Origin of the sequence: Allobosea sp. OK403 (assembly GCF_900113835.1) — a bacterium.
Classification (GTDB): domain Bacteria; phylum Pseudomonadota; class Alphaproteobacteria; order Rhizobiales; family Beijerinckiaceae; genus Allobosea.
This window is the reverse complement of sequence record NZ_FOQV01000001.1, coordinates 676676-700067: the sequence shown is the minus strand read 5'-3', so window position 1 is coordinate 700067 and position 23392 is coordinate 676676. Positions and strand designations below refer to the sequence as shown.

19 protein-coding genes are annotated in these 23392 nt (G+C 65.9%); 15 read left to right on the top strand and 4 right to left on the bottom strand.

Translation table 11 applies throughout. The features are described from left to right. Positions 1 to 10: 10 nt before the first annotated feature. From BMZ97_RS02965 to BMZ97_RS02950, 4 genes are read left to right on the top strand one after another with little or no spacing between them, the layout of a single operon-like run. Complete coding sequence (locus BMZ97_RS02965; protein WP_092166556.1) at positions 11 to 4135, top strand: YadA-like family protein; 4125 nt, start codon at positions 11 to 13, stop codon at positions 4133 to 4135. A 7-nt stretch (positions 4136 to 4142) separates the two neighbouring features. Next, positions 4143 to 4733 (top strand): invasion associated locus B family protein, encoded by a 591-nt coding sequence (locus tag BMZ97_RS02960; RefSeq protein ID WP_092165278.1) that lies wholly within the window; start codon positions 4143 to 4145, stop codon positions 4731 to 4733. Positions 4734 to 4746: 13 nt separating this feature from the next. After that, positions 4747 to 5424, top strand: a complete 678-nt coding sequence (locus BMZ97_RS02955) for a hypothetical protein (protein WP_092165276.1) — start codon at positions 4747 to 4749, stop codon at positions 5422 to 5424. Between the two features lie 10 nt (positions 5425 to 5434). Next, on the top strand, positions 5435 to 5914 hold the full coding sequence (locus tag BMZ97_RS02950; RefSeq protein WP_092165274.1) for a DUF4189 domain-containing protein: 480 nt from the start codon (positions 5435 to 5437) through the stop codon (positions 5912 to 5914). Positions 5915 to 6064: 150 nt separating this feature from the next. On the opposite strand, the gene BMZ97_RS02945 is transcribed toward BMZ97_RS02950, so the two are convergent. From BMZ97_RS02945 to BMZ97_RS02935, 3 genes are all read right to left on the bottom strand, one after another. Continuing rightward, positions 6065 to 7252: a M20 metallopeptidase family protein gene (locus BMZ97_RS02945; protein ID WP_244546208.1), complete on the bottom strand. Its 1188-nt coding sequence runs from the start codon at positions 7250 to 7252 to the stop codon at positions 6065 to 6067. 110 nt (positions 7253 to 7362) lie between these two features. Then, positions 7363 to 8397: a glycine betaine/L-proline ABC transporter substrate-binding protein ProX gene (proX, locus tag BMZ97_RS02940; protein ID WP_092165270.1), complete on the bottom strand. Its 1035-nt coding sequence runs from the start codon at positions 8395 to 8397 to the stop codon at positions 7363 to 7365. Between the two features lie 191 nt (positions 8398 to 8588). Further along, a complete protein-coding gene (locus BMZ97_RS02935) occupies positions 8589 to 9056 on the bottom strand; it encodes an Lrp/AsnC family transcriptional regulator (protein ID WP_092165268.1) in 468 nt (155 codons plus the stop codon). A 129-nt stretch (positions 9057 to 9185) separates the two neighbouring features. On the opposite strand from BMZ97_RS02935, the gene BMZ97_RS02930 reads away from it, so the two are divergent. After that, positions 9186 to 10664: an NAD-dependent succinate-semialdehyde dehydrogenase gene (locus BMZ97_RS02930; RefSeq protein ID WP_092165266.1), complete on the top strand. Its 1479-nt coding sequence runs from the start codon at positions 9186 to 9188 to the stop codon at positions 10662 to 10664. A 15-nt stretch (positions 10665 to 10679) separates the two neighbouring features. Continuing rightward, the gene (locus tag BMZ97_RS02925; protein ID WP_092165264.1) at positions 10680 to 12086 is read left to right on the top strand and encodes an aminotransferase; all 1407 of its coding nucleotides are present in this window, start codon (positions 10680 to 10682) and stop codon (positions 12084 to 12086) included. 102 nt (positions 12087 to 12188) lie between these two features. Here BMZ97_RS02925 and BMZ97_RS02920 read toward each other — a convergent pair whose 3' ends face one another. Next, positions 12189 to 12779: an amino acid synthesis family protein gene (locus BMZ97_RS02920; protein ID WP_092165262.1), complete on the bottom strand. Its 591-nt coding sequence runs from the start codon at positions 12777 to 12779 to the stop codon at positions 12189 to 12191. Positions 12780 to 12926: 147 nt separating this feature from the next. On the opposite strand from BMZ97_RS02920, the gene BMZ97_RS02915 reads away from it, so the two are divergent. From BMZ97_RS02915 to proX (BMZ97_RS02875), 9 genes are all read left to right on the top strand, one after another. Next, positions 12927 to 14732, top strand: coding sequence for a helix-turn-helix domain-containing protein (locus tag BMZ97_RS02915; RefSeq protein ID WP_092165260.1), 1806 nt, complete (start codon positions 12927 to 12929; stop codon positions 14730 to 14732). Between the two features lie 175 nt (positions 14733 to 14907). Then, the gene (locus tag BMZ97_RS02910; protein ID WP_092166555.1) at positions 14908 to 15888 is read left to right on the top strand and encodes a flavin reductase family protein; all 981 of its coding nucleotides are present in this window, start codon (positions 14908 to 14910) and stop codon (positions 15886 to 15888) included. 15 nt (positions 15889 to 15903) lie between these two features. Further along, the gene (locus BMZ97_RS02905) at positions 15904 to 17415 is read left to right on the top strand and encodes an aldehyde dehydrogenase (RefSeq protein ID WP_092165258.1); all 1512 of its coding nucleotides are present in this window, start codon (positions 15904 to 15906) and stop codon (positions 17413 to 17415) included. 38 nt (positions 17416 to 17453) lie between these two features. Beyond that, complete coding sequence (locus tag BMZ97_RS02900; RefSeq protein ID WP_092165256.1) at positions 17454 to 18542, top strand: LLM class flavin-dependent oxidoreductase; 1089 nt, start codon at positions 17454 to 17456, stop codon at positions 18540 to 18542. Between the two features lie 3 nt (positions 18543 to 18545). Continuing rightward, a complete protein-coding gene (locus BMZ97_RS02895; protein ID WP_092165254.1) occupies positions 18546 to 19391 on the top strand; it encodes an alpha/beta fold hydrolase in 846 nt (281 codons plus the stop codon). Continuing rightward, positions 19388 to 19702 (top strand): NIPSNAP family protein, encoded by a 315-nt coding sequence (locus BMZ97_RS02890; protein ID WP_092165252.1) that lies wholly within the window; start codon positions 19388 to 19390, stop codon positions 19700 to 19702. Before BMZ97_RS02895 ends, BMZ97_RS02890 begins: the two co-directional genes overlap by 4 nt. A 193-nt stretch (positions 19703 to 19895) precedes the next feature. Further along, a complete protein-coding gene (locus BMZ97_RS02885) occupies positions 19896 to 21089 on the top strand; it encodes a quaternary amine ABC transporter ATP-binding protein (protein WP_092165250.1) in 1194 nt (397 codons plus the stop codon). Next, positions 21082 to 22029 carry an ABC transporter permease gene (locus tag BMZ97_RS02880; protein WP_092165248.1) on the top strand — a complete coding sequence of 316 codons (948 nt, stop codon included), beginning with the start codon at positions 21082 to 21084 and terminating at the stop codon, positions 22027 to 22029. The genes BMZ97_RS02885 and BMZ97_RS02880 overlap by 8 nt, the downstream gene beginning before the upstream one ends. Before the next feature lie 131 nt (positions 22030 to 22160). After that, positions 22161 to 23201, top strand: coding sequence for a glycine betaine/L-proline ABC transporter substrate-binding protein ProX (proX, locus tag BMZ97_RS02875; RefSeq protein ID WP_244546207.1), 1041 nt, complete (start codon positions 22161 to 22163; stop codon positions 23199 to 23201). Positions 23202 to 23392 lie beyond the last annotated feature (191 nt).

Below are 23392 nucleotides of genomic sequence, written 5' to 3'. Positions count from 1 at the left end.
AAGTGAGCTGATGACTGACTGCACCGACCGGCACGCGCAGAGTGGGTTCCGTGGCGGCTTCGCCGGCAATTGGGTATCAGGCGGCGGCGAGAGCCGCTCGCTCCGCCGCCGGCTGATGGCGGTGCTGCGCCTGGCCCATCGCGTGCTCGGCGTCGATCGCAAAGGTCTGGGGCTCGGGACATTGGGCGTCGGCGGGCCGGCCTTGCTTGCCGTCATGGGGATCATGGCCCCGCAGGCGGCTTTCGCGCAGCTCGCCATCGGTAATGGGGTTCTGACCAACACCGCGAATTGCACGTCTCCCTCTGCAGCGTTAAGCAGCACAGCTATCGGTTGTGGCGCCACGGCCACTGGCGTCGCCGCAACCGCCATCGGTACTGGTGTCCAAGCGAATGGCCAGGACAGCGTGGCGTTGGGCACCTCCAACAGCGCAACGGGCAATGCTTCGATCGCCATCGGCTATTCGATGAGTGTCAATGGCCTCAACGCCATCGGCATGGGCGTTTTCGCGAACGCGACCGGCGTCAATGCCCTCGCCATAGGCGGGAACGCCCGTGCACTCGCGGATGGAGCATCGGCCTTTGGCGTCAACACCACTGCCAACGGGGCGAACGGGACTGCCATCGGCACCGCGGCCACTGCCGGCGCTGCCGCTACGGCCGTTGGCGTATCGAGCCAGGCAACCTCCACCAATGCTGTCGCCATCGGCAGCCTCAGCCAAGCGACAAATAGTGCTGCCACCGCCGTCGGAAACGGCGCCCGGGCCACTGGAGACAGTTCGCTCGCGCTCGGCGCGCAGGCTCTCGCGATCGGCAGCAGCACGGTTGCGGTCGGACAGGGCGCCGGCGCCGGCTCAACCGTTGGCAATTCCAGTTCGGTTGCGATGGGCGTCGCAGCCGGCACGCTCGTGAGCGGCGCACAGAATACCGCCGTCGGCAGCGGCATTCCCAGCGCCATGAGAGGCGCCGGCTCGGGCGTTACCGGAGCACGCAACCTCGCCCTGGGAACCGGCGACGGCACCGTCACTTACGATGGCACGCTTTCGGCTTCGGCGGGCAACCTGGTGACGGGTAATGATAATATTGCGATCGGAACCAATGCCGGCATCGGCGTCGCCGCCAATACAACGACATCGATCGGCTTCCATGCCATGGCAACCGCCGACAATACTGTTGCGGTCGGCCCTCAGGCCAATGCCAGCGGGGTCAACTCGGCAGCGCTCGGCAACGTCGCCAGCGCTTCTGGCAACTTCGCGCTGGCCCTGGGTAATTCGGCCGTGTCGAGTGGAGTCGGCGCGGTCGCGGCTGGGTCGGGAGCCCAGGCCACAGCCGTCTCCACCACGGCACTCGGCAACAACGCCACGGCGACCGCCGCGAACGCGACCGCACTGGGACTGGGCGCGACCGCCAGCGGAATCAACGGTACCGCGCTCGGCCGCGGGGCCCAAACCAACGCCCAGAATGCCGTCTCTATCGGCGCTGGGACGAGGGCGACCGGGATAAACTCCGTCTATCTCGGCTCGAGTAGTTTTGCGACGAGCGCCAGTGGACAGAGCGCCATCGGCATCGGCACGGACGTGACGGCATCTGCGAACGACGCCCTTGCGATCGGACGCGAAAGCCAGGCGACTGCAACCAACGCCATCGCCGTCGGTCTCCAGTCTACTGCGGACTCCGCCGACGCGGTGGCCATCGGCACCGGCGCGACCGCGACCGGCGGCAAGGCGGTGGCGATCGGCGCCGGCAATGTCGCCTTTGGCGATGGCGCGGTGGCGATCGGCGATCCCAGCTTCGCCAGCGGCACCGGCGCCTTCACCGGCGGCGCGAACAACATCGCCAATGCTGACGGCACAGCGAGCGCCACCGCCGCCAACCAGGCCAATGGCGCGGTCGCGATCGGCAACAACAATGTCGCCATCGGCCAGGGCTCCGTGGCGATCGGCAATTTCAGCCGCGCGGGAGCCGCGGGCGCGGTCGCCTTCGGTGACACGGCCGTCGCCACCAACGCCCGCGATGTCGCTTTGGGCTCGGGCTCGGTCTCGGATACAGCGGTGGGCACGGCGAGCACCGTAATCAACGGCACGACCTATAATTTCGCCGGCACGACGCCGGGCTCGACCGTGAGCGTCGGCGCGGTGGGCGCCGAGCGCACCATCACCAATGTCGCGGCAGGCCGGATCAGCGGCTCCTCGACCGACGCGATCAACGGCTCGCAGCTTTTCGCGACCAACCAGGCCGTCGACGCCATCGGCGTCACCGTCAACAACATCAGCACCGGCGGCGGCATCAAATACTTCCACGCCAACTCGACCCTGCCGGATTCGCAGGCGCTGGGGACGAATTCCGTCGCCATCGGCCCCAATGCGGTCGCCACCAACACTGGCGACGTCGCCATCGGCCTCAATTCGGTGTCGGGCACGACGACGGCGGTGGCGGGCGCGACGATCGGTGGTACGGCCTACAGCTTCGCCGGCGCGACGCCTGCGGGCGCCCTCTCGGTCGGCTCGGCGGGCGCCGAGCGCCAGATCCAGAACGTCGCGGCCGGGCAGCTCACCTCCGCCTCGACCGATGCGGTGAACGGCTCGCAGCTCTTCGCGACCAACCAGCAGGTCACGGTGAACACGACCGACATCGCCACGCTCGGCACGACGATCACAAACATCGCCGGCAATGTCTCGACCGTCTACACCGACGCCAATGGCGAGGGCATCCGCTATGTCCGCACCAATGACCGGACGCTTGCGATCACCGATTCCTTCGCTCAAGGCATCGCGGCGACCGCCGTCGGCTACCAGGCGACCGCCGTGGCCGATAATTCGCTGGCGCTCGGCCGCGACAGCCAGGCCACCATCCTGGGCGGCGTCGCGCTCGGCTCCGGCTCGATCTCCGATCGCGCGCTGGCTCCCCTCACCGGCACGCTGCCGGCGGGTTCGGCGATCATCCAGTACAATACCACCGACAAGACGCTGCTCGGCGCGGTCTCGGTCGGCACGGCGACCTCGTACCGCCAGATCACCAATGTCGCGGATGGCACGCAGGCTCAGGATGCCGTGACGATCCGCCAGCTCCAGGGCGCCATCGCTTCGGTCGCGACGACGCCCAGCATGTATTTCCACGCCAATTCGACCGGGCTGGACTCGCTTTCCGTTGGGGCGGAGTCGATCGCGGTTGGCCCGAGGACCGTGGTCAACGGCGATAACGGCATCGGCATGGGCAATGGCGCGATCGTCGACCTGACCGCGCCGGGCGGAACCGCCATCGGCCAGAACGCGCATGTCATGCTGGCCGACGGCGTCGCGCTCGGTACGAATGCGACGGCAGGCGGTATTCAATCCATGGCGCTGGGCGCGGGCGCCACCAGTAATTTCGCCAACAGCGTCGCGCTTGGCGGGGGCTCGGCGACACAGGCGACGGTGGCGACTGCGAGCACCACGATCCGCGGCACGACCTACAACTTCGCCGGCGCCGCCCCGGTCGGCACCGTCAGCATTGGCGATGTCGGCGCGGAGCGGACGCTGACGAATGTCGCCGCCGGCCGCATCTCGGCGACCAGCACCGACGCGATCAACGGCTCGCAGCTCTATGCGACCAATCTGGCACTGGAGAGCGTGCAGGGCGGCATCGGTTCGATCAACAACAGCGCCGTCTTCTATGACCTCAATATCGATGGCAGCAAGAAGAACAGCCTCACCCTGCAGGGCGGCGATCCCAATGCGCCGGTCGTCATCTCCAATGTCGCCGAGGGCGTGAAAGGAACCGACGCCGTCAACGTCAATCAGCTCAACAGGGGCGTCGCCGAGGCCAAGTCCTATACCGACAGCCAGATGGGGGCCGTGGCCGATGCGGCGAGGAACTATACCGACCAGAAGTTCGGGCAGCTCAACCAGCAGATTCGTGCAGCCCGCCAGGAAGCCCGGCAGGCGGCCGCGGTCGGGCTGGCGGCGGCGTCGCTGCGCTTCGACGATCGTCCCGGCAAGTTCAGCGCGGCGGCCGGCGGCGGCGTCTGGCGTGGCGAAGGCGCGCTTGCCTTCGGCGCCGGCTACACCAGCGAGAACGGCCGCGTCCGCGCCAACCTGACCGGCGCGACTACCGGCGGCGAATGGGGCGTCGGCGCAGGCATCAGCGTCACGCTGAACTGAGGGCGGCATGGCTGGCAGGCGCGCCCTATCCGTTTCCGCCATGGTCATTGGCTTGGCCGTGACTTGCGTGCTCCTGTCCGGCCAGCACTCGGCCGGGCAGATGCCGGCCGGCTCCGACTACAGGGTCAAACCCTCCGACGTAGCTTTGCCTGCCAATGCGAAGCTGGGCAGCTACCGCCGGATCACTCAGCCTTTCGAAAACTGGATCTTGATCTGCGACGAAAACCTGCAGACGCATCAAAAGATCTGCAACGTGACCCAGACCATCGAGGATTCGGCCGGTCGCCTGGCTTTCAGCTGGTCGCTTGCCGCCACGAAGGACGGCAAACCCTACATGATCCTGCGCACCACCTCGGATGCGAAATACCCCGGACTGGTCGCCTTGCGGTTTCAGGGCCAGGCCAACCCGCTCAAGGTCGAGTTGGATGGCTGCAACGCCGCGGTCTGCGTCGGAATGCTGCCCGTCGGGCCGGCAGTGCGCGAGCAGATCGCGAAGAGCGCAGCCCCGGAGGTCTCCTATGAAACGACCAGCGGAACGACGGTGACGCTTGCTGCCACCCTCAAAGGGCTCTCGAAAGCGGTCGAGGCGATCAAATGAACAGGCGATCCCGATGAATCAGCAATCCATCCATGACCGGATTATGTCGCGACAGCAGAGCCGTCCGGTCCGACTCGACAATAGCGACCTGATCGTACCCAGGCGCAACTGGGCCAAGGTCGCGATCTATTCGGTCATCGGCATCGCCGCCTTGGGCGGAGTTGCCTATGGCTCGCTGAACTATGGCTCGATCCGTGACCTGTTCGCGCAGCCGGCGATCGCGGAAACGAACAAAGCCGACCGATCCCGCCCCGAAACGCCCTTCCTGCTGCACGCCAGGCAGGCGGGCCTGAAGAGCTGCTCCACGGTGTTCCCCGTTCTCGGCGAGTTGCTGACGAATGGCGCCAAATACGACGTTCAGTCGTCCTGGAACGTTGAGGCCGCCGATAGCCATGCCGTGCAGGCCCTGGTCGGCATGAGCTACACCACCCAGAACTATAGCGGGCCGGCCGCCGGCGTCGTTTTCGCCGCACCGACGCAATCGACCTGCGAAGGCACGATGGTCCGGGTGGCGCCTTTCTCCGCCTCATGCGCCGAGATTCCGGCCGTTCTCCCGCAAGGCAGCAAGCTCGCCAGCAATCTCGGGCAGATTGCCGTCTACGCCCTCGCCAATAATGGCGGAAACGCACTGCTTCTCCCGACGGGGAATGGCTGCGTCGTCGTCTCCGTGGCCGCGGCCGCGCGACAGTAAGGAGCTCATGATGAAACTCCGCTCTGCCATTGCAGCGATCGGTGTGCTTTTCGCCTGTTCGGGGCAACTAGGCGCGGCCGATCTGCCGGCCGGGCCGATCAAGGGACCTGTCCCGCCCCAGACCAAGGAGAGCGGCATCTGGGCGGCGATCGCCTATGCGAGCGCCAACGAGAAGCACGGCTTCTTCTGGGGCGCGGACAAGCGGCAAGAGGCGGCGGATCTGGCCCTCGCGCATTGCCGGCGGGCCGGAGGCGAGGACTGCGTCGTCGTGAGCGTCTTCCGCAATCATCGCCACTGGGACGACGATGACCGCACCGGGTTTCCCTATCATCACTGCGGCGCGCTCGCTGTGGCAAAGGACAAGAGCGACCGCATCACACCTTGGAGCGCGAAGGCGGCGCCGACGCGCCAGCAGGCCGAGGATCAGGCCGTTCAGGCCTGCGAGCGGACAGGCACGCAATGCGCGGTGCGCGAATGGGTGTGCACCTGACGCGATGTGGGATGGAGCGAACCGGAGTGCGGCCACCGATCGGCCCGGCTCGAGCCGTTTCCGATCAGATTAGGTCGTCAAACATCTGTATCTCTTTGTTTTAACGCACTTTATTCGCGCGAACCGGTATCCACTTCGCTCGAAAACGCTCTAGTTCAGCAACTCCATGGCGGTGCGCGACAAGGCGAGCACGCCATCTGCGATGCAGCTCTCGTCCGGCTGGTAGTTCGAGTTGTGGACGCGGTCCCGCCGGCCGGGCTGCGAGGAGCCGATCCGAAGATGCGACGACGGCACGCGCTCGGAGAAGAAGGCGAAATCCTCGGCGCCAAATCCGCCGTCGATCTGGTCAATAGCCCCGCCCTGCATGCGAACCGCCGCGATGGTGCGATCCAGCAAGCCGTCATCGTTCATGACCGGAGGCAGGTTGCGACTATAGACGAGCCTGCATGTCACGCGGTGCATGATCTCCGTGCCGGCGCAGATCCGGCGAACGGCCGCTTCCATGACGTCGCGCGTCTCGGGCGCGCGCGTGCGGATCGTGCCTGCCATCATGCAGCTGTCGGGGATGATGTTGTAGGCATCGCCGCCCTCGATCCGGCCAACGGTGAGGACCGCGCTGCGGATCGGGTTGATCTCGCGCGAGACGATGGTCTGCAACTGCGTCAGGAGATAGCCGGCAACCATGATCGGGTCGACAGCCTCATGCGGCTGCGCCGCGTGGCCGGAGCGGCCCTCTATGGTGATCTGGAAGCTGTCCGCCGAGGCGAAACTCGCCCCGCGAGTGTAGGCGGCCGTCCCGGCGGGCAGGCCGGGTTCGTTGTGGAAGCCCAATGCCATGTCGACACCATCGAGCACGCCGTCGGCGATCATCGCGGCAGCGCCACTGTCGACCGTCTCCTCGGCGGGCTGGAAGACCAGCCTCACCGTGCCACGCAACTTGTCCGAGAGCTGGTTGAGGACGGCCCCCACGCCGAGCAGCGTTGCGGTGTGGAGGTCGTGCCCGCAGGCATGCATGCGGCCGGGGATGGTGCTGGCATAAGCGAGGCCCGTCATCTCCTGGATCGGCAGGGCGTCCATATCGGCCCGGATCACCAGGCAAGGACCCGGCGCTCCGCCGACGATGTCCGCCACGACGCCGCTGCGCCCCACTCCGGTGCGGCAGGCGATACCGAGCCGCTCGAGCTCGGCGGCGACGATGCCGGCGGTGCGCTGCAGCTCGAAACCAATCTCGGGATGGGCGTGCAGATCGCGCCTGATGCCGATCAGCTTGGGCGCGATATCCTGCACGATCGCATCGATCGCCTCGCCGACGTCGTTCATCTCACGAGCGTTGTCCACGAAGTCCCTCATTTCTTCTCGTAAGCTGGCTTGTCGGATCAAAACAGCGCCCTAGAGCATTGTTTTGACGTGTTTTTCTCGCGAACCTGTGTCTGCCTCGCTCGAAAACGCTAGCGGGCCGCCGTCGCTTCGGCGATCCAGCCATCGAACAGCGGCTGGTTCTCCTTGATCCAGCTGTCGCCGGCGGCCCTGATGGCGCGTGGCGAGCTGTCCGCCGCGATGACGCCCTCCCATTTCGCCCAGGTGTCGCGGGGATAGCGGGCGAGTTCGAGGAAGCGCCGGATGGCGGGGTTCTTCGCTAGGAAGTCGCGGTTGGCGACAGGCAGATAGTTCCACTGGCCGAGCGCCATGCGGCACGGATCCTGCCCGCCGGCACAGCCCTTGACGCCGGAAACCAGCGCGCTGGTCGAGACCTTGAGATTGGGCGGAACCGCATCGAACGGCGTCGGCAGCCAGACCACATCCTTGCCCGGAACGAGCTTGTCCATCACCCAGGACGGGCTCCAGGCATAGTAGAGCGTCGGCTCGCCGCGCAGCGCCCGGCCGATCGCCTCGGCCATCAGCGCCTCGTATTTGCCGCGCACGGATTTGATCGTGTTCTTCAGACCGAACTTGTCGAGCTGGTACTCGACGACGTCTCCGCAGGACCAGCCCGGGTCGCAATTGATCAGATTGACCTTGCCGTCTGCCGCGAGCACTGCTGCGATCCTGGGATCCTTCAACTGGTCGAGCTGGGTGATATTGTTGGCGTCGGCCGTCTTCTTGTCGATGAGATAGCCGTTGATGCCGCCCTCGATGATGGTGCCGTCGCCGACCGTGGCGAGCTGCCTTTCGACCGTCTTGAACTGCGGCTCGCGCTGCGGAAAATTGAGCCCGCTGAGCATGTCGAGATCGCCCAACGCCGCGGCCTGGAAGAATAATGTCGCGTTGATTTGCGTTTCGGCGGTCTTGTAGCCCAGCTTCCGGAACGCGGTTTCGAGGATGTGGTCATGCATCCGCGTCGCACCCAGCGTATCGCCGATGGCGATGCGGACGGTCCTGCCCTCGCCGGGTAAGGATTGGGCGCCAGCCGGGGACAGCGCCAGAAGCCCTGCGCACGCGAACGCGAATAGCAGCGCCGTCTTGCCAGTCCTGGATGCGGCCATCGTTTTCGATCTCCTGCGGTCATGATCCCCGTCAGGATTCGTAGCGAGCCGGCACTGAGAGAACTTCCTGTGGCAAAGCGGATGGAGAGGCGCGCTCTTCCTGCGAAATCGCGCATGCCGACGGATATCGGGATGATCCGGCCCGCTACTTCACCGATGACGGCGCTGCGAAGGCGCTGCCCGGCTTGGGCTCAGGGCTCGATCGGCAGGGCGAAGCCCGCCTTCACGCGGTCCATCACCACCATCGTCTTGAAGCCCTTGATGTCAGGGTTCTCATAGAAGAACCGGCGCGTGAAGCGCTCATAATCTTCCATGTCGCTGGCCGTGACATAGAGCACAAAATCGGCGTCGCCGGTCACGTAGAGGCCGATCATCACCTCCTTCGTCGCGCGGATCGACGCCTTGAAGCGGTCGACGATGTCGGCGCGCTCGCGCTCCAGCGTCACCAGCACCAGCATGGAAACCGGACGCCCGACGGCCCTGGGCGAGACCACTGCAATGTCGGCCTCGATGACGCCTTCGTCGCGCAGCCGCTTCAGCCGACGCTGGCAGGCAGTGGCGGAGAGGCCGACCTGCTGGCCGAGTTCGGCGGTGGTCAGCCTGTTGTCCTGCTGGACGGCAGCGAGAAGGCGCCGATCGAGGCTGTCGAGCGAAGTCATGCAGAAATCCTGCGCGAAAGGGGGAGCCAACGCCGAAATTCGGCGCAGCACCGCCGATTATACAGCAAAGAGCTGCGCCGCCCGCGATAATTTCCAGCGCAGGTCAATCACTGGTTCCGGAGGATCTTGATGCAGGGCATATCCGCGAAAGCGCTGAAGGGGCTCGCGCGAGCCGATCTGCTGCAGAGCCGGGCTTTTGTGAATGGCGCATGGCGCGACGCTTTGCTGCGCCAGCCGGTCACGGATCCCGCAACCGGCGAGACCATCGCGGAGGTCGCCTCCTGCGAGCTTGGCATGGTCGATGAGGCCGTTGCCGCCGCGGTCCAGGCGCAACGCTCCTGGCGTGAGCGCCCTCCTCTCGAACGCGGGCTCCTGCTGCGCGACTGGGCCTCCGCGATGCGCCGCCATGCCGACGACCTCGCCGTCATCATGACGGCAGAACAGGGCAAGCCGCTGGCGGAGTCGCATGGTGAGATCGCCTATGCGGCTGCCTTCCTCGATTGGTTCGCGGCCGAGGGCGAGCGGACCTATGGCGAGACGATTCCGAGCCACCTGCCGGGAAGCCGGCTTTCGGTCCAGATGCAGCCGATCGGGGTTGCGGCGGCCGTCACGCCCTGGAATTTTCCAAGCGCGATGATCACGCGCAAGGCCGGCGCGGCCTTGGCTGCCGGTTGCGTCATGATCGTGAAGCCTGCGCCTGAGACGCCGCTGTCCGCGTTGGCGCTTGCCCGGCTGGCGGAAGAGGTCGGCTTGCCCGCCGGCGTTCTCCAGATCGTCACCGGCGAGGCCGCGCCATTGTCGCATCGCCTGATGTCTCACACCGATATCCGCGCCTTCTCCTTCACGGGCTCCACCGAGGTCGGCCGGCTGCTGCTTGGGCAGGCGGCGCAGACGGTCAAGCGGGCCTCGCTCGAACTCGGCGGTCACGCGCCCTTCATCGTCTTCGACGATGCCCCGCTTGCTGCCACCGTCGCCGGCTGCATCGCAGCGAAATTCGCAACTTCGGGACAGGACTGCCTTGCAGCCAACCGCATCTATGTCCAGCGCAGCTCCTATCCGCGCTTCGTTGCGGCCTTCTCCGAGGCGACTGCGCGCTTGCGGGTCGGACACGGTCTGTCCGAGGGCACCGATATCGGGCCAATGACCAAGGCCTCCGTCGCGGAAAAATGCCGCCAGCAGATCGCGCAGGCAGTCGCGGCCGGCGCCCGGATCGTCACGGGCGGGCAGGACAGTCCGCTCAGTGGCAATTTCGTCCAGCCGACCGTGCTCGCCGATGTCACCGATGCGATGACGATCGCGCGCGAGGAGACCTTTGGACCCGTGGCTGCGATCCTGCCTTTCGATGACGAGGACGAGGTCGTCGCCCGGGCCAACGCCACCGAGATGGGGCTCGCGGCCTATGTCTACACCGACGACCTGCGCCGTGCGATGCGGCTCACCGACCAGCTCGAATACGGCATGGTCGCGGTCAACACGCCAAAATTCACCGGGGCGCCGATCCCCTTTGGCGGCTGGAAGCAATCGGGCCTCGGCCGCGAGGGCTCGCGCCACGGCATCACCGAATATCTCGAAGCGAAATATGTCTGCTTCGGGAATCTCGCAGCCTGATCAAGGAGATCCCCCATGACGATCGACGTCGCAGCCATCGGTGCGCTGGATCGCGCCAGCGTCCTGCACCCCTTCACCCAGCTCAGGGATTTTGCCAGCGGCAAGCTCGGCGAGCCGACCATCGTCGAAACCGGGAAAGGCATCCGCATTCAGGATGCGACCGGCCGCAGCTATATCGACGGCTTCGCCGGGCTCTACTGCGTCAATATCGGCTATGGCCGTACCGAGGTGGCCGAGGCGATTGCGCGGCAGGCCCACCGGCTTGCCTATTATCATAGCTACGCCGCCCACACGACCGATGAGCTCGCCATCCTCTCCGACCGCCTCGTCAGGATGGCGCCGGGACAGATGAGCAAGGTCTTCTACGGGATGTCCGGCTCGGACGCGAACGAGACCCAGGCCAAGCTGGTCTGGTATTACAACAACCTGCGCGGCCAGCCGCGGAAGAAGAAGATCATCTCGCGGCTGCGCGGCTATCACGGCTGCAGCGTCGTTTCCGGCTCGATGACCGGAATGAGCTTCTACCACGATCATATGGATCTGCCCTTCCCCGGCATTCTGCACACCGGCGCACCGCATCATTATTGGGGTGCTCAAGCCGGCGAGACCGAAATCGAGTTCTCGAAGCGCCTTGCGGACGAACTCGAAGGCCTGATCCTGCGCGAGGGTCCCGAGACTGTCGGCGCCTTCATCGGCGAGCCGGTGCTCGGCACGGGCGGCATCACCCCACCGCCGCAGGGCTACTGGCACGAGATTCAGCTGGTGCTGCGCAAATACGACGTGCTCTTGATTGCCGACGAGGTGATCACCGGTTTCGGCCGTGTCGGCACGCCCTTCGGCTCGCATCTCTATGGCATCGAGCCGGACCTGATCACTGTCGCGAAAGGCCTGACCTCCGGCTATTTCCCGCTCTCGGCCGCGATCGTCGGAGAGAAGGTCTACAAGGTTCTGGAGGACGGTGCGGACCGTGTCGGAGCTTTCTCGCACGGCTATACCTATTCCGGGCATCCGATCGGCGCGGCCGCGGCCAATGCCGTGCTCGACATCGTCGAGCGCGAGGATCTGGCGGGTAAGGCGCGCGATGTCGGCGGCTATTTCCAGGACCGGCTGAAGGTGACCTTCGCGCAATTGCCGATCGTCGGCGAGGTGCGCGGCGTCGGCATGCTGGGCGCGCTCGAATTTGTCGCCGACCGCGCGGCCAAGACCCGCTTCGATGCGGCGCTGAAGGTCGGGGCGCGCATCTCCAAGGCGGCGCGTGATCGCGGCCTGATCGCGCGGGCCATGCCGCATGGCGATATTCTCGGCTTCGCCCCGCCGCTGGTCACGACCAAAGGCGAGATCGACGAGATCGTCGCCATCGCCGAGCAAGCGGTGCGTCAGGTCATGGACGAACTGGTCCGCGAGAAGGTCGCGGTGGCCTGAGGCGTCGCAATGCGTCAGGTGCTCATCCCATGCAAAAGGGCCCGCCGAGTTGGCGGGCCCTGTTTCGAGTGGCGGACGCCAAGAGGCGCCGGCGCAATGCGCTCAGGCGTTCTCCAACTCCTGCTTCATCTCGTCCATATCCTGGAAACGGTCGGCGAGGCGCGGATGGGCCCGGCTGTTGTCGCAGGCTCCGATCGCGACCAGAACCTCGTCGGCGGCCGGCGCATCCGGGATCTGGAAGTTCGCCGTCAGGAAATGCGAGCGCTTGCCGGTTTCGCTCTTGTGGATCATCGGCAGCGAGAGCAGCGCGCCTGGCGCATTGCGCGTGTTCGTAAAGCTAAGATAGGCCGTACCCTTGACGGCATCGCGGAACATGTTGCCGAAGCGCAGCGTGTGGATCAGCGCCGAAGCATGCTCGATCTCGCCGTTGGTGCCGACTGCCGCGGCCTTGCCGTATGCCTCGACCTGTTCGGCCGGCATCAGGGCGACGAGGCGCTTGGTCAGCTCGATGCCGAGATGGGGCGCGATGCGCAGGATCTCGGGCCGCAGATTCTCGACGAAGCCCTGACCGGCCCAGGGGTTGCGCAGCACGGCGGCGACGATGACCATGCGAACCGGCCGGTCGGCCGCTTTGCCGCCCTCGATGAAGGTTTCCTCGACGAAGGTCGAGATCTTGCGCAAACCGAAATCCATGGGTGCCCACCTGTTGTGATTGTCCGATGCGGCCGGAGGGTAGCGGCCCGGTCGCGCGAACGTCTTCCGCCGGATCGCTGGAAGATTCTGCGGACTACCCCTGCGATGCGGGGTAAGGTCGCTATGCTGGCGCGGGAGGGCTGAACGGTGGATCAGGCATCGCAGATGCGTTCGTTGCGGGATGTCGCAAGCCGGATCAATTCCGACGGCGATCTCGAGACGATCCTGCGCGACCTCATCCATGCCGCCTGCGAGCATGGCGGCTGGACACTGGGATCGATCATGGCGATCGATGCGGCCCATGGCGAGGCGCATGTCATGGTGCGGCATGACCCGACGCTGCTGCGCCGGCCGCTCGAGAATCGATGGGAGCTGGCGACGAGCCCCGCCTTGATCGCGCTGCAACGCAACGAGCCGGTCTATATCCGCGACGCTCGCGCCTCCGACGAGTTCCCCGGCTATCGACGCGAGGCCTTCGAACGCGACTACCGCACGGTGCTCGTGCTGCCGATGAGCTGCGCCGATGCCGAAAACCGGCCGATGGTGCTCAACGTCGTCTCGCGCGGCATCACCGAGGTGTCGCCGGACGATCTCGCCTTCATGAGCATGATCGTTCATCTCGGTGGGATCGCGATCGAGCGCGAGCATCGGATCAGGGCCGAACGCCAGGCGGCAGAGCAGTTGCACAAGGCCCTGCAGACGCAGACGACGCTGCTTCAGGAGGTGCTGTCCGGTGGGTCAACCTCGGCGCTGGCGGCGATGCTGGCGGATCTCCTGCCGCCCCCCGTGCTGGTCGTCGATTTCTCCGGCAATGCGCTGGTCGCCAGCCGGTCACCGGCGCCGCTTCATTTCGACGACACGGCCTGGCAGCGGGCGATCGACACCAGCCTTGGCAGCCAGATCATTGCGGCAGCGCGGGACGCCGTCGCGGCGCAACGCAGCGAACCGCGGGGCTTACGGCTCGATGACGGCGAGCGGCAGCTGCAACTCATGGCCAGGATCGAGCCCCTGAATGTCGATGGGCAGGCTGTCGGCGCGCTCGTGATCTTTCCGACCGCGCAGGCTGCCGGCGATCTCGAACGGCTCCTGCTCGACAGCGTGAAGTTCGCCCTCAGCGTTCAGATGATGCGCAGCGTCATCCGCTTCCGCTTCGAGACGCGGACATTGACCGAGCTGTTCTTCGAGATCATCGAGCGTCGCTGGCGCGATGCAGACGACGTCCTCCTGCGCGGCCGGCGGCTCGGCCTTGCGCTGGGGGCTCCGGCGCGCATGGTGGTCGTCGATTTTCCGGACATGCCGTCACTGCCGGCCGACATCAGCGTCGATTGCCACCACGCGGTGACGCGGCTGGCACGCCAGCTGAACGTTCCCGTAAGCGTCGTCGCCGTCGGTGGCGGGCTGGTCTGCCTCCTGCCGCATGACGGGGACGACGACCAGGAGCGGATCGGACGTCTCGCGCGCCGCATGGTCGAGACCCTGCGGCACAGCTTCAACCGGGAGCCGATCGTGGTGCTTGGCGGCATCTGCGGCGGTCTCGATGGCTACCCCAAGGAATGGGAGCGCTGCTGGCGGATGATCCGCATCGCGCGTGCTTTCGGCCGTACGGGGACCCTCTCGGCCTCGGACTTCGGCCCGATGCCGATGCTGATCGGCGCGGCTGAATCGGCCGATGTGCGCAGCTTCGTCGATAGCAGCATCGGCGCGGTCGTCGCCCATGACCGCAAGCACGACACGCCCTATCTGGAAACGCTCGCCGCTTATCTGCGCGAGGGCTGCCGCGCCCAGGCCTGCGCCGATGCGATGGGGCTGCATGTGACGACGCTGCGCTACCGGCTGTCGCGCATTCAGGACCTGTTCGGGATCGACCCGGAGACGGCGGATCGCCGCTTCGCGATCGAACTGGCGATCCGGCTGCATGGCGTGATCGAGAACGGCAATGCCGCGGGCCGCTAGAGCCGGATCAATGCGAAAAAACGGTTCCCACTTTTTTCGCATCCTGCTCTAGCGCGGCCATGCCTTCCCGCTCTTCGCAGAGGAATTCTACGGATCCATCCTTCTTTTCGTAGGAAGATGCGGCCTGCATCGCCGCCTAGCCTTCACCGGTCCCGACTTGATCGAGGTGAAGCGCATGCTCGCTGCAGCCACTAACGCCCCCAACACGATCGATCCCGTCGCGCTGCGTCGTGCACTCGGGACGTTCGTGACGGGCGTGACCATCATCACGACCCGCGATGCCGACGGCACGCCGCGCGGCATGACGGCGAACTCGTTCACCTCGGTCTCGCTCGATCCGCCGCTGCTGCTGGTCTGCGTCGGCAAGGGCGCGCACAGCTTCGCAGCCTTCAACAGCTCGCCCGCCTTCGCGGTCAACCTGCTGCATGAGGGGCAGATCGACGTCTCGAACCTGTTCGCTTCGAAAGCGGCCAACAAGTTCGACACCGTCAGCCATGACCGCATCCATACCGGCTCGCCGGTCCTGACGGACTGCCTGACCTGGTTCGACTGCACGGTCCACCGCCGCGTCGATGCCGGCGACCATGTCGTGCTGATCGGCGAGATTCAGGCCTTCGGCACGAGCCCGTCGCCGCCGCTCGGCTTCTGCCGGGGCCGCTACGCCAATGTCAAGGACCCGCTGCCGCCGGGCTGGCTCGCCTCGCATGGCATGATCGTCGGATATCTGATCGAGGCCGATGGCCAATTGCTGCTGCGCGCGGATGGTCGGGGTGGCTGGGTGCTGCCGAGCGCGCAGCGCCGCATTGCCGATAACGAGTTGAAGCTTGAGGGCGGCGACGCGCTGACGCTCGTGCCGGACGACACCTTCCTCTACTCGGTGTTCGACGTCACCGACGGCGACCCCGGATACCTGATCTACCGCGCCCGCCTCGCGCAGGATTCCGCTGCGGCTGCGCTGTCCGCCGGGTTGAAGTTCTTCCCGATCGACCAACTTCCTTATGACGCGATTCCGACGCGCGAGATCAGCGCGATGCTGCGCCGCTATGCCCGCGAAAGCGCGAGCAAGCGCTTCGGGATCTACATGGATTCCAACGATGGCGGGCGTCTCGCCATGGTCGGCGAGGCCCAGCCCTGGGCACCAAACCCGCAATCCTGAGCCGGCAGAGCAGATATGCAGACCACGGTCAAAACCCTCGAAGGCTCACGCCAGGATCTCTTCATCGACGGCCGCTTCGTCGCGCCCAAGAGCGGCGTCTACCTGCCCTCCTACGATCCGACCACCGCCGAGCCCTGGTACGCCTTCGCGCAAGGCGATGCCGCCGATGTCGATGCCGCCGTGCGCTCGGCCCGCGCTGCGCTGGTCAACCCGGCCTGGCGGCGCATGACCCAGACCGAGCGCGGCAAGCTGGTGCGCCACCTCGCCGAGCTCGTGCTCGAGAACGCCGACGAGCTGGCGATGATCGAGTGCCGCGACAACGGCAAGCTGCTCAAGGAAATGCGCGCCCAGATGCGGGCGATCCCGGACTCCTATCTCTATTTCGCGGGGATGGCCGACAAGCTCCAGGGCGACACGATCCCGGTCAACAAGCTCGACACGCTGAACTTCAATCTGCGCGAGCCGATCGGCGTGGTCGGGATGATCATCCCGTGGAACTCGCCATTGATGATGCTGACCGGCACGCTCGCGCCCTGCCTCGCGATCGGCAACACCATCGTGGTGAAGCCCTCCGAGCACGCGACGGCCTCGACGCTGGCGCTGGCAGAACTCGTGATCGAGGCCGGCATTCCGCCCGGAGTCGTCAATGTCGTCACCGGCGACGGGGCGACCACGGGCGACGCGCTGACGCGCCATCCCGGCATCGCGAAATACGTCTTCACCGGCTCGACCTTCACCGGCCGCAAGATCGCCGGCAACGCCGCCGAAAACCTCGTGCCCTGCCAAATGGAGCTGGGCGGCAAGTCGCCTCATGTCATCTTCTCCGATGTCGACATCGACAAGGCGGTGAACGGCGTCGTTTCCGGCGTCTTCGCCGCGGCCGGGCAGACCTGCGTTGCCGGCTCGCGCTGCTTCGTCGAGCAGCCGATCTATGACCGTTTCGTCGAGGCGCTGGTCGCGCGCACCCAACGCATCAAGGTCGGCCACCCGCAGCTTGAGGACACCGATATCGGGCCGCTGGCGCTGTCTGCGCAGCTCGCCAAGGTCGAGGATTATGTCGCCTCCGGCATGCGGGAGGGCGCCAAGATCGCGGCCGGCGGGCGCAAGCCGCAGAGCGGCGAACTGGCGCGCGGCTGGTATTTCGAGCCGACGGTGATGACCGAGGCCAGCAACGACATGCGCTTCATGCGCGAGGAGATCTTCGGGCCGGTGGTCGGCGTCGTGCCGTTCAAGAGCGAGGAGGAGATGATCGCTCTCGCCAACGACACCGAATACGGCCTGGCATCGGGCATCTGGACCCAAAACATCGACCGCGCGATGCGCTTCGCCCGCAACATCGAGGCGGGCACGGTCTGGATCAACACCTACCGCTCCGCCGCCTACATGTCCGCCAATGGCGGCATGAAGAACAGCGGCTACGGCCGCCGCGGCGGCTTCGAGGTCATGCGCGAGTTCTCGCGCCTGAAGAACGTCGTGATCGACTACTCGGGCGCCATGCAGGACCCGTTCGTGATCCGCCTGCGCTGAACCCCAAAAAGCCAAGAACGCCGAGCCGGGAGGCCATCATGAAATTTGCCGTTTCGATCAGCATGGAGCGTTTCTCGCCCCAGGATTCGATGTCGGACGCGGTTGCCAACATGCGCGCACTCGCAAAGATCGCCGATGAAGGTGGCTTCGAGACGCTGTGGACCGCCGAGCACCACACCATCGAGTGCACGGTCTCGCCCAATCCCTTCACGGTGCTGACCTGGCTCGGCCAGCACACCGACAGGATCAGGCTCGGCACCGCGACACTGGTCGCCCCCTATTGGTCGCCGATCCGGCTCGCAGGCGAAGCGGCGCTTTGCGACCACCTGACCGGCGGCAGGCTCGAATTCGGCATCGCGCGCGGCGCGTACCAGTACGAGTTCGACCGCATGGCCGGCGGCATCCCCCAGCAGGAGGGCGTCGCCTTCATGAAGGAACTGGTGCCGGCGGTACAGAAGCTCTGGGCCGGTGACTATGCTCATGACGGGCATTACTGGAAGTTCCCGCTCGCGACCTCGGTGCCCAAGCCGCTGCAGCAGCCGCATCCCAGCATTTGGGTCGCGGCACGCGATCCCGGCACCTTCGACTGGGCGGTCGGCATCGGCGCCAACATCCTCTCGACGCCGCTCTCCTCGCCTCCGGCCGAGGTCGGCGTGCTCGGCGAGAAGTTCCGCAAGGCCGTGGCCGACCATCCCGAGCGGCCGCGCCCGCGCCTGATGATGCAGCGCCGGACCTGCGTCTATGACCGGCAGGATGACTGGGAGGTCGCGGTGCGGCACTCCGTCGATTACGGGCGCTATTTCGAGAACCTGATGCAGAACATCGGCACCGTGACCAACGGCTTCCCCGAGGCGGTGCCGTTCGAGGCCGTGGCCAACCGGGCCAACTACAATCCGCAGGCCGTTCGCGACAATCTGATGTTCGGCACGCCTGATGAGGTCATCGAGAAGCTGCAGGTCTATGAGGATGCGGGCGTCGACCAGTACTGCCTCGGCCTGTCCTTCAATCTGCCCTTCGAATTGCAGGTGAAGACGCTGCGATTGTTCATCGACGAGGTGATGCCGCATTTCGCCGCCCGCGAGCAGGAGCGCGCTGCGCTACCGCGCTTCGCAGCAGCCGGGTTTTGAGCCATGGGCACTCCGGTGCAAGTGGCGCGCGCGCCACAGGAGCATGGCTCGACGAGCCTGACGATCGGCGACGTCACCTTGAACTATCGCCTGCAGGGCAGCGGCACGCCGCTTGTCTGCATTCATGGCGTCGGCTCCTATCTGGAAGCCTGGGAGGGCGTGGCCGAGCGCCTGGCCGACCGGTTCCGCATCCTGACCTTCGACCTGCGCGGCCATGGCCGCTCCAGCAAGGTCAAAGGGCGCTACGAGATCGACGATTTCGTCGGCGACGCGCTGGCGCTCGCCGACCATGCCGGTTTCGAGACCTTCCATCTCGCCGGCTTCTCGCTGGGCGGGCTGATCGCGCAGCGCATGGCGCTGACGCATCCGGCGCGGCTCAGGCGGCTTGTGCTGCTGGCGACCGTGGCGGGTCGCACCGAGGAGGAGCGCGAGCGCGTCGCCCTGCGCCTCAGCGCCCTGCAGGCCGGTGATCGCGGTTCGCACTACGACGCCTCGCTGTCGCGCTGGCTGACCGAAAGCTTCCAGGCGCGCAACCCGGACCTCATCGCGATGCTGCGGCAGCGCAACGCCGAGAACGACCCCGAATGCTACGCCGCTGCCTATCGCGTGCTGGCGCAGACCGATCTCGGCGGTTTGCTCGACCAGATCCGCATGCCGGTCCTCATCGCGACCGGCGAGGAGGATGCCGGCTCCAACCCACGCATGGCGCGCTACATGCACGAGCGCATCGGCGGCTCGCAGCTGCACATCCTGCCCGGCCTGCGTCACTCGATCCTGACCGAGGCCCCCGAGCAGGTGGCCGCACTGACGCGCGGATTTCTCGGCAGCAGCGCCGGAGATGCACAATGATCGTCGAGGAACGGATCTATCGCATCCGCAACGGGCGGATGGGGCGCTATCTCGCGCTTGTGAGGGATGAAGGCCTGGCGATCCAGCAGCCCATCCTCGGCCATCTGATCGGCTACTTCACCACCGAGATCGGCCTGCTCAGCCATGTCACCCATCTCTGGGCCTATGCCGATTTCGAGGATCGGGTGCGGCGGCGCCAGCAGCTGGCTGACGATCCACGCTGGCAGGCCTTCCTCCCGCGACTGTCGGAGAACATCGAGCAGGCGGAGAACCGCATCCTGCTGCCGACCGATTTTTCGCCGCTGCGCTGAGGGCCAGGATTTCACTGAGGGCAAGGATCCGGTGAAGCGCCACAGCCGGCCTTAGCGCTTTCCCGACAAGAGAACGCGACATCCGTCCTCCGGATCGCAGGAAGACTGGCCGCGTCGGCCGGCTCTTAATCGATCGCGGCGGGGGTCGGACAAGCCCGATGAAATCGGGCGCCGAAAGGAGGGGTTTTCGGACATGACCGAGCGACTGCAGATTCAGAATCTGTACAAGATCTTTTCGGCAGCGCCGGAGGCGGCGTTGCAGATTCTCGCCAATGGCGGGGACAAGAACACCGTGTTCGACAAGCTCGGCGCTGTCGTCGGGCTCAACAATGTCTCGCTGAACGTGCCCCAAGGCGCCATGTACATGGTCATGGGCCTGTCTGGTTCCGGCAAATCGACACTCGCACGCTGCATCAACCGGCTGAACGAACCCAGCGCCGGCAAGATCTTGCTCGATGGCCGCGATATCGTTTCCCTGAAGGAAGAGGAACTGCGCGAGGTCCGTCGCACGCGCATCTCCATGGTCTTCCAGCATTTTGCGCTCCTGCCGAACAAGCGCGTCATCGAGAATGTCGAATTCGGGCTGAAGCTGCGTGGCGTCTCGCCGGCGGATCGCCGCCGCCGCGCCGAAGAGGTACTGAGCGTCGTCGGGCTTGCGCGCTGGGGCTACCATTTCCCCCATGAGCTGAGCGGCGGCATGCGCCAGCGCGTCGGCCTTGCCCGCGCGCTCGCGACCGATGCCGATATCCTGATCATGGACGAGGCCTTCAGCGCGCTCGACCCGCTGATCCGCACCGAGATGCAGGACGAATTGCTGCGCCTGCAGCGCACTTTGAACAAGACCATCCTGTTCATCACCCATGATTTCCAGGAGGCGCTCAAGCTCGGCACGCGCATCGCGATCATGTCCGAAGGCGAACTGGTTCGCGAAGGCACCCCGCAATCGATCGTGCTGGAGCCGGGCAGCGATTATGTCGCGGCCTTCACCCGTGAGATCGACCGGGCCCGGCTTTTCGATGCGCGTTCCGTCATGCGCGAAGCCGCCCCGATCCTGCGCTCCGAGCGCGGCATCCTGGTGGGTGGCGCGGAGGCCGGCGATCCCGGTTTCGTTCTCGATGGCGAGGGCAGGATCCTCGGCGCGCTCGACAGCACGGCGCTGGGCCATGCTCGCCAGAGCGGCGAAATCGGCACGCCAAGCAGCGATTACGTCAGCGTCCCGGAGAACGCCAAGCTCATCGAGGTCGCGCGCAGCTATCGCAACGGCGCGCCGATGGCGGTCATCGACGAGGATGGCAGGCTCGTCGGGACACTGGGCGTCGGTGAGCTCCTGTCCCGCATGTCCTCGACCTCGCCCAAAACTGCCTCAGCCGGAGATCGCCATGTTTAAGGCCGACGATCTTGCCATTTTCCCGATCGACAGCTGGATCCAGCAAGGTGTCAGCTGGGTCGCGCTCAATCTGCGCCCCCTCTTCCTCGCCATCAAATGGCCAGTCGAGGGCCTGCTCAGCCTGAACGACACCGTGCTCCACGCCATTCCGTTCCCGGTTTTCGTCGTCGGCTTCACGTTGCTGGCTTGGCGCCTGGCGACGCCCGGCATCGCGGCCTTCAGCGCGATATCGCTTGTGGTGGTCGCGATGCTCGGCGTCTGGAACGAGGCGATGACGACGCTCTCGCTGATCTCGACCGCGATTGTGTTCTGCGCCGTTATCGGCATCCCGATGGGGATCTGGTGCGCGAGCAGCGACCGTGTCTGGAACGTGGTGCGGCCGATCCTCGACATCATGCAGACGACGCCGAGCTTCGTCTATCTGGTGCCGGTCGTCATGCTGTTCGGCGTCGGCACCGTGCCGGGCGAGGTCGCCGTCGTCACGGCCGCAGCCCCGCCCCTGATCCGCTTCACCAATCTCGGCATCCGCATGGTCGAGCACGAGATCGTCGAGGCCGGCCTCGCCTTCGGCGCCGACAAGCGCCAGCTCCTGTTCGAGATCCAGCTCCCCCTGGCCATTCCGACCATCCTCGGCGGCCTCAACCAGACGGTGCTCACTGCGATGGTGCTCTCCGTCGTCGTCGCGATGATCGGCGCCGAGGGTTTGGGTCTCGTCGTCCTCCAGGGCCTGGGCCGTCTCGATGTCGGCCGCGCCGCGGTCGGCGGCATCGCCATCGTGCTGCTGGCAATGGTGCTCGATCGCGTCACGCAGAAGCTCGCCGAACCCAAGCGCGGCGGCGCGACGCGGACCTCGCTGTTCGCCACGGTGATGCGCCTGGTCAAGGGCGGCCGCCCGGAAGAACCGGCGGCAACCGCGATAGCGGCAAAGCAAGCGCTCTGACGCAAGCCGCCAAGCGGCATGACTGGAGAATAGCCGGAGCGCTAGGGCGCGCCGGCTCGAAGGCCCGCCGCGAGGCGGTCAGGGGAAATCACAAAACGATCGAACAGGTCGGCATCGAGAAGGAGACCGCAATGACAGGCATGACCGGATTGAAGACATTGACGGCTGCGGCCGTCGCCATGACCGCTATCGCTTTCGCGACAGCGCCTGCGGCTGCGCAGGAGCTCCCCGGTAAGGGCAAGACCATCCGCTACGCCCAGAGCGACAGCCTGGGCGCCAATTACGTCGTCGCGCAGATCGCGATGAAGGCGATGAAGCAGCTCGGCTATGAGGTCAAGCTCAGCACCGTCAACACGACGCTGTTCTTCCAGGCGGCGGCGCAGGGCGACCTCGACCTTGCAACCGACGTCAATTTCCCGCAGCGCGAGCCCGGCTTCCGCGCGGTCGAGAAGCAGGCCGAAATCGTCGGCGCCGGCCTGATCGTCGGCGGCGGCATCAATGGCTATCTCATCGACAAGAAGACTGCGGCCGCCCACAACATCACCACGCTCGCGCAGATGAAGGATCCCAAGATCGCGGCGCTGTTCGGCCGCGACGGCAAGGCGGATCTGATCAATTGCGATCCCGGCTGGAGCTGCGGCGACGTCGTCGATTTCCAGCTCGACAAGTTCGGTCTCAAGGACACCGTGAAATCGATCCGCGGCAAATACGAGGCGCTGATGGTGGAGGCCGTCGCCCGCGTGAAACGTGGCGAGCCGGCGTTCTTCTATGCCTGGAGTCCATCTTGGATGAACAATGCCCTCGTCCCGGGCGAGGATGTGGTCTGGCTGCCGACGCCGGCGGACGCGCTGCCGCCCTCCGTGCCGAACAAGGGCTCGGCACTGGTCAGCGGCGTCAAGGGCTGCGCCGGCGGGGCCGATCCGTGCCGCATGGCCATGTCGTCATGGAACTGGTCGGCTGTCGCCAATAAGGGGTTCGTCGCTGCCAACCCGGCGGTGAAAACCTTCGTGGAGCAGATGAAGTTCCCGCTCGAAGACTGGTCGAACTGGGAAGCCAGCATCAACAAGAACGGCGGAAGCACCACCCTCGTGACCAAGATGGCTGATGAGTGGATCGGCTTGCACAAAGGAGTGTTCGATGGCTGGGTCGAGGCCGCCCGTTCGACAAAATGAGGACTGGTCCTTCTCAATCCGGGCGCGCGACCGTTTTGTCGAAGCCTTTGGACCCGAACTCATAGTCCGCATGCGAACGCAGCCGCCCAGTGTGCGGCTGCGTTTCGAGCCCAATCTGCCTCGACACAATTGTCACCTTACGGCTGCGATGAATGTCGATCGGCTCTAGAGCAGGATGCGAAAAAGTGCGA

Bases quoted from the DNA above. Each gene is read 5' to 3' on its own strand.
- BMZ97_RS02910 (WP_092166555.1), top strand. From the start codon at position 14,908: ATGCTCGCTGCAGCCACTAACGCCCCCAACACGATCGATCCCGTCGCG.
- BMZ97_RS02925 (WP_092165264.1), top strand. From the start codon at position 10,680: ATGACGATCGACGTCGCAGCCATCGGTGCGCTGGATCGCGCCAGCGTC.
- BMZ97_RS02955 (WP_092165276.1), top strand. From the start codon at position 4,747: ATGAATCAGCAATCCATCCATGACCGGATTATGTCGCGACAGCAGAGC.
- proX (WP_092165270.1), bottom strand. From the start codon at position 8,397: ATGGCCGCATCCAGGACTGGCAAGACGGCGCTGCTATTCGCGTTCGCG.
- BMZ97_RS02895 (WP_092165254.1), top strand. From the start codon at position 18,546: ATGGGCACTCCGGTGCAAGTGGCGCGCGCGCCACAGGAGCATGGCTCG.
- BMZ97_RS02935 (WP_092165268.1), bottom strand. From the start codon at position 9,056: ATGACTTCGCTCGACAGCCTCGATCGGCGCCTTCTCGCTGCCGTCCAG.
- BMZ97_RS02900 (WP_092165256.1), top strand. From the start codon at position 17,454: ATGAAATTTGCCGTTTCGATCAGCATGGAGCGTTTCTCGCCCCAGGAT.
- BMZ97_RS02930 (WP_092165266.1), top strand. From the start codon at position 9,186: ATGCAGGGCATATCCGCGAAAGCGCTGAAGGGGCTCGCGCGAGCCGAT.
- BMZ97_RS02965 (WP_092166556.1), top strand. From the start codon at position 11: ATGACTGACTGCACCGACCGGCACGCGCAGAGTGGGTTCCGTGGCGGC.
- BMZ97_RS02905 (WP_092165258.1), top strand. From the start codon at position 15,904: ATGCAGACCACGGTCAAAACCCTCGAAGGCTCACGCCAGGATCTCTTC.
- BMZ97_RS02950 (WP_092165274.1), top strand. From the start codon at position 5,435: ATGAAACTCCGCTCTGCCATTGCAGCGATCGGTGTGCTTTTCGCCTGT.
- BMZ97_RS02880 (WP_092165248.1), top strand. From the start codon at position 21,082: ATGTTTAAGGCCGACGATCTTGCCATTTTCCCGATCGACAGCTGGATC.
- BMZ97_RS02885 (WP_092165250.1), top strand. From the start codon at position 19,896: ATGACCGAGCGACTGCAGATTCAGAATCTGTACAAGATCTTTTCGGCA.
- proX (WP_244546207.1), top strand. From the start codon at position 22,161: ATGACAGGCATGACCGGATTGAAGACATTGACGGCTGCGGCCGTCGCC.
- BMZ97_RS02890 (WP_092165252.1), top strand. From the start codon at position 19,388: ATGATCGTCGAGGAACGGATCTATCGCATCCGCAACGGGCGGATGGGG.
- BMZ97_RS02960 (WP_092165278.1), top strand. From the start codon at position 4,143: ATGGCTGGCAGGCGCGCCCTATCCGTTTCCGCCATGGTCATTGGCTTG.
- BMZ97_RS02920 (WP_092165262.1), bottom strand. From the start codon at position 12,779: ATGGATTTCGGTTTGCGCAAGATCTCGACCTTCGTCGAGGAAACCTTC.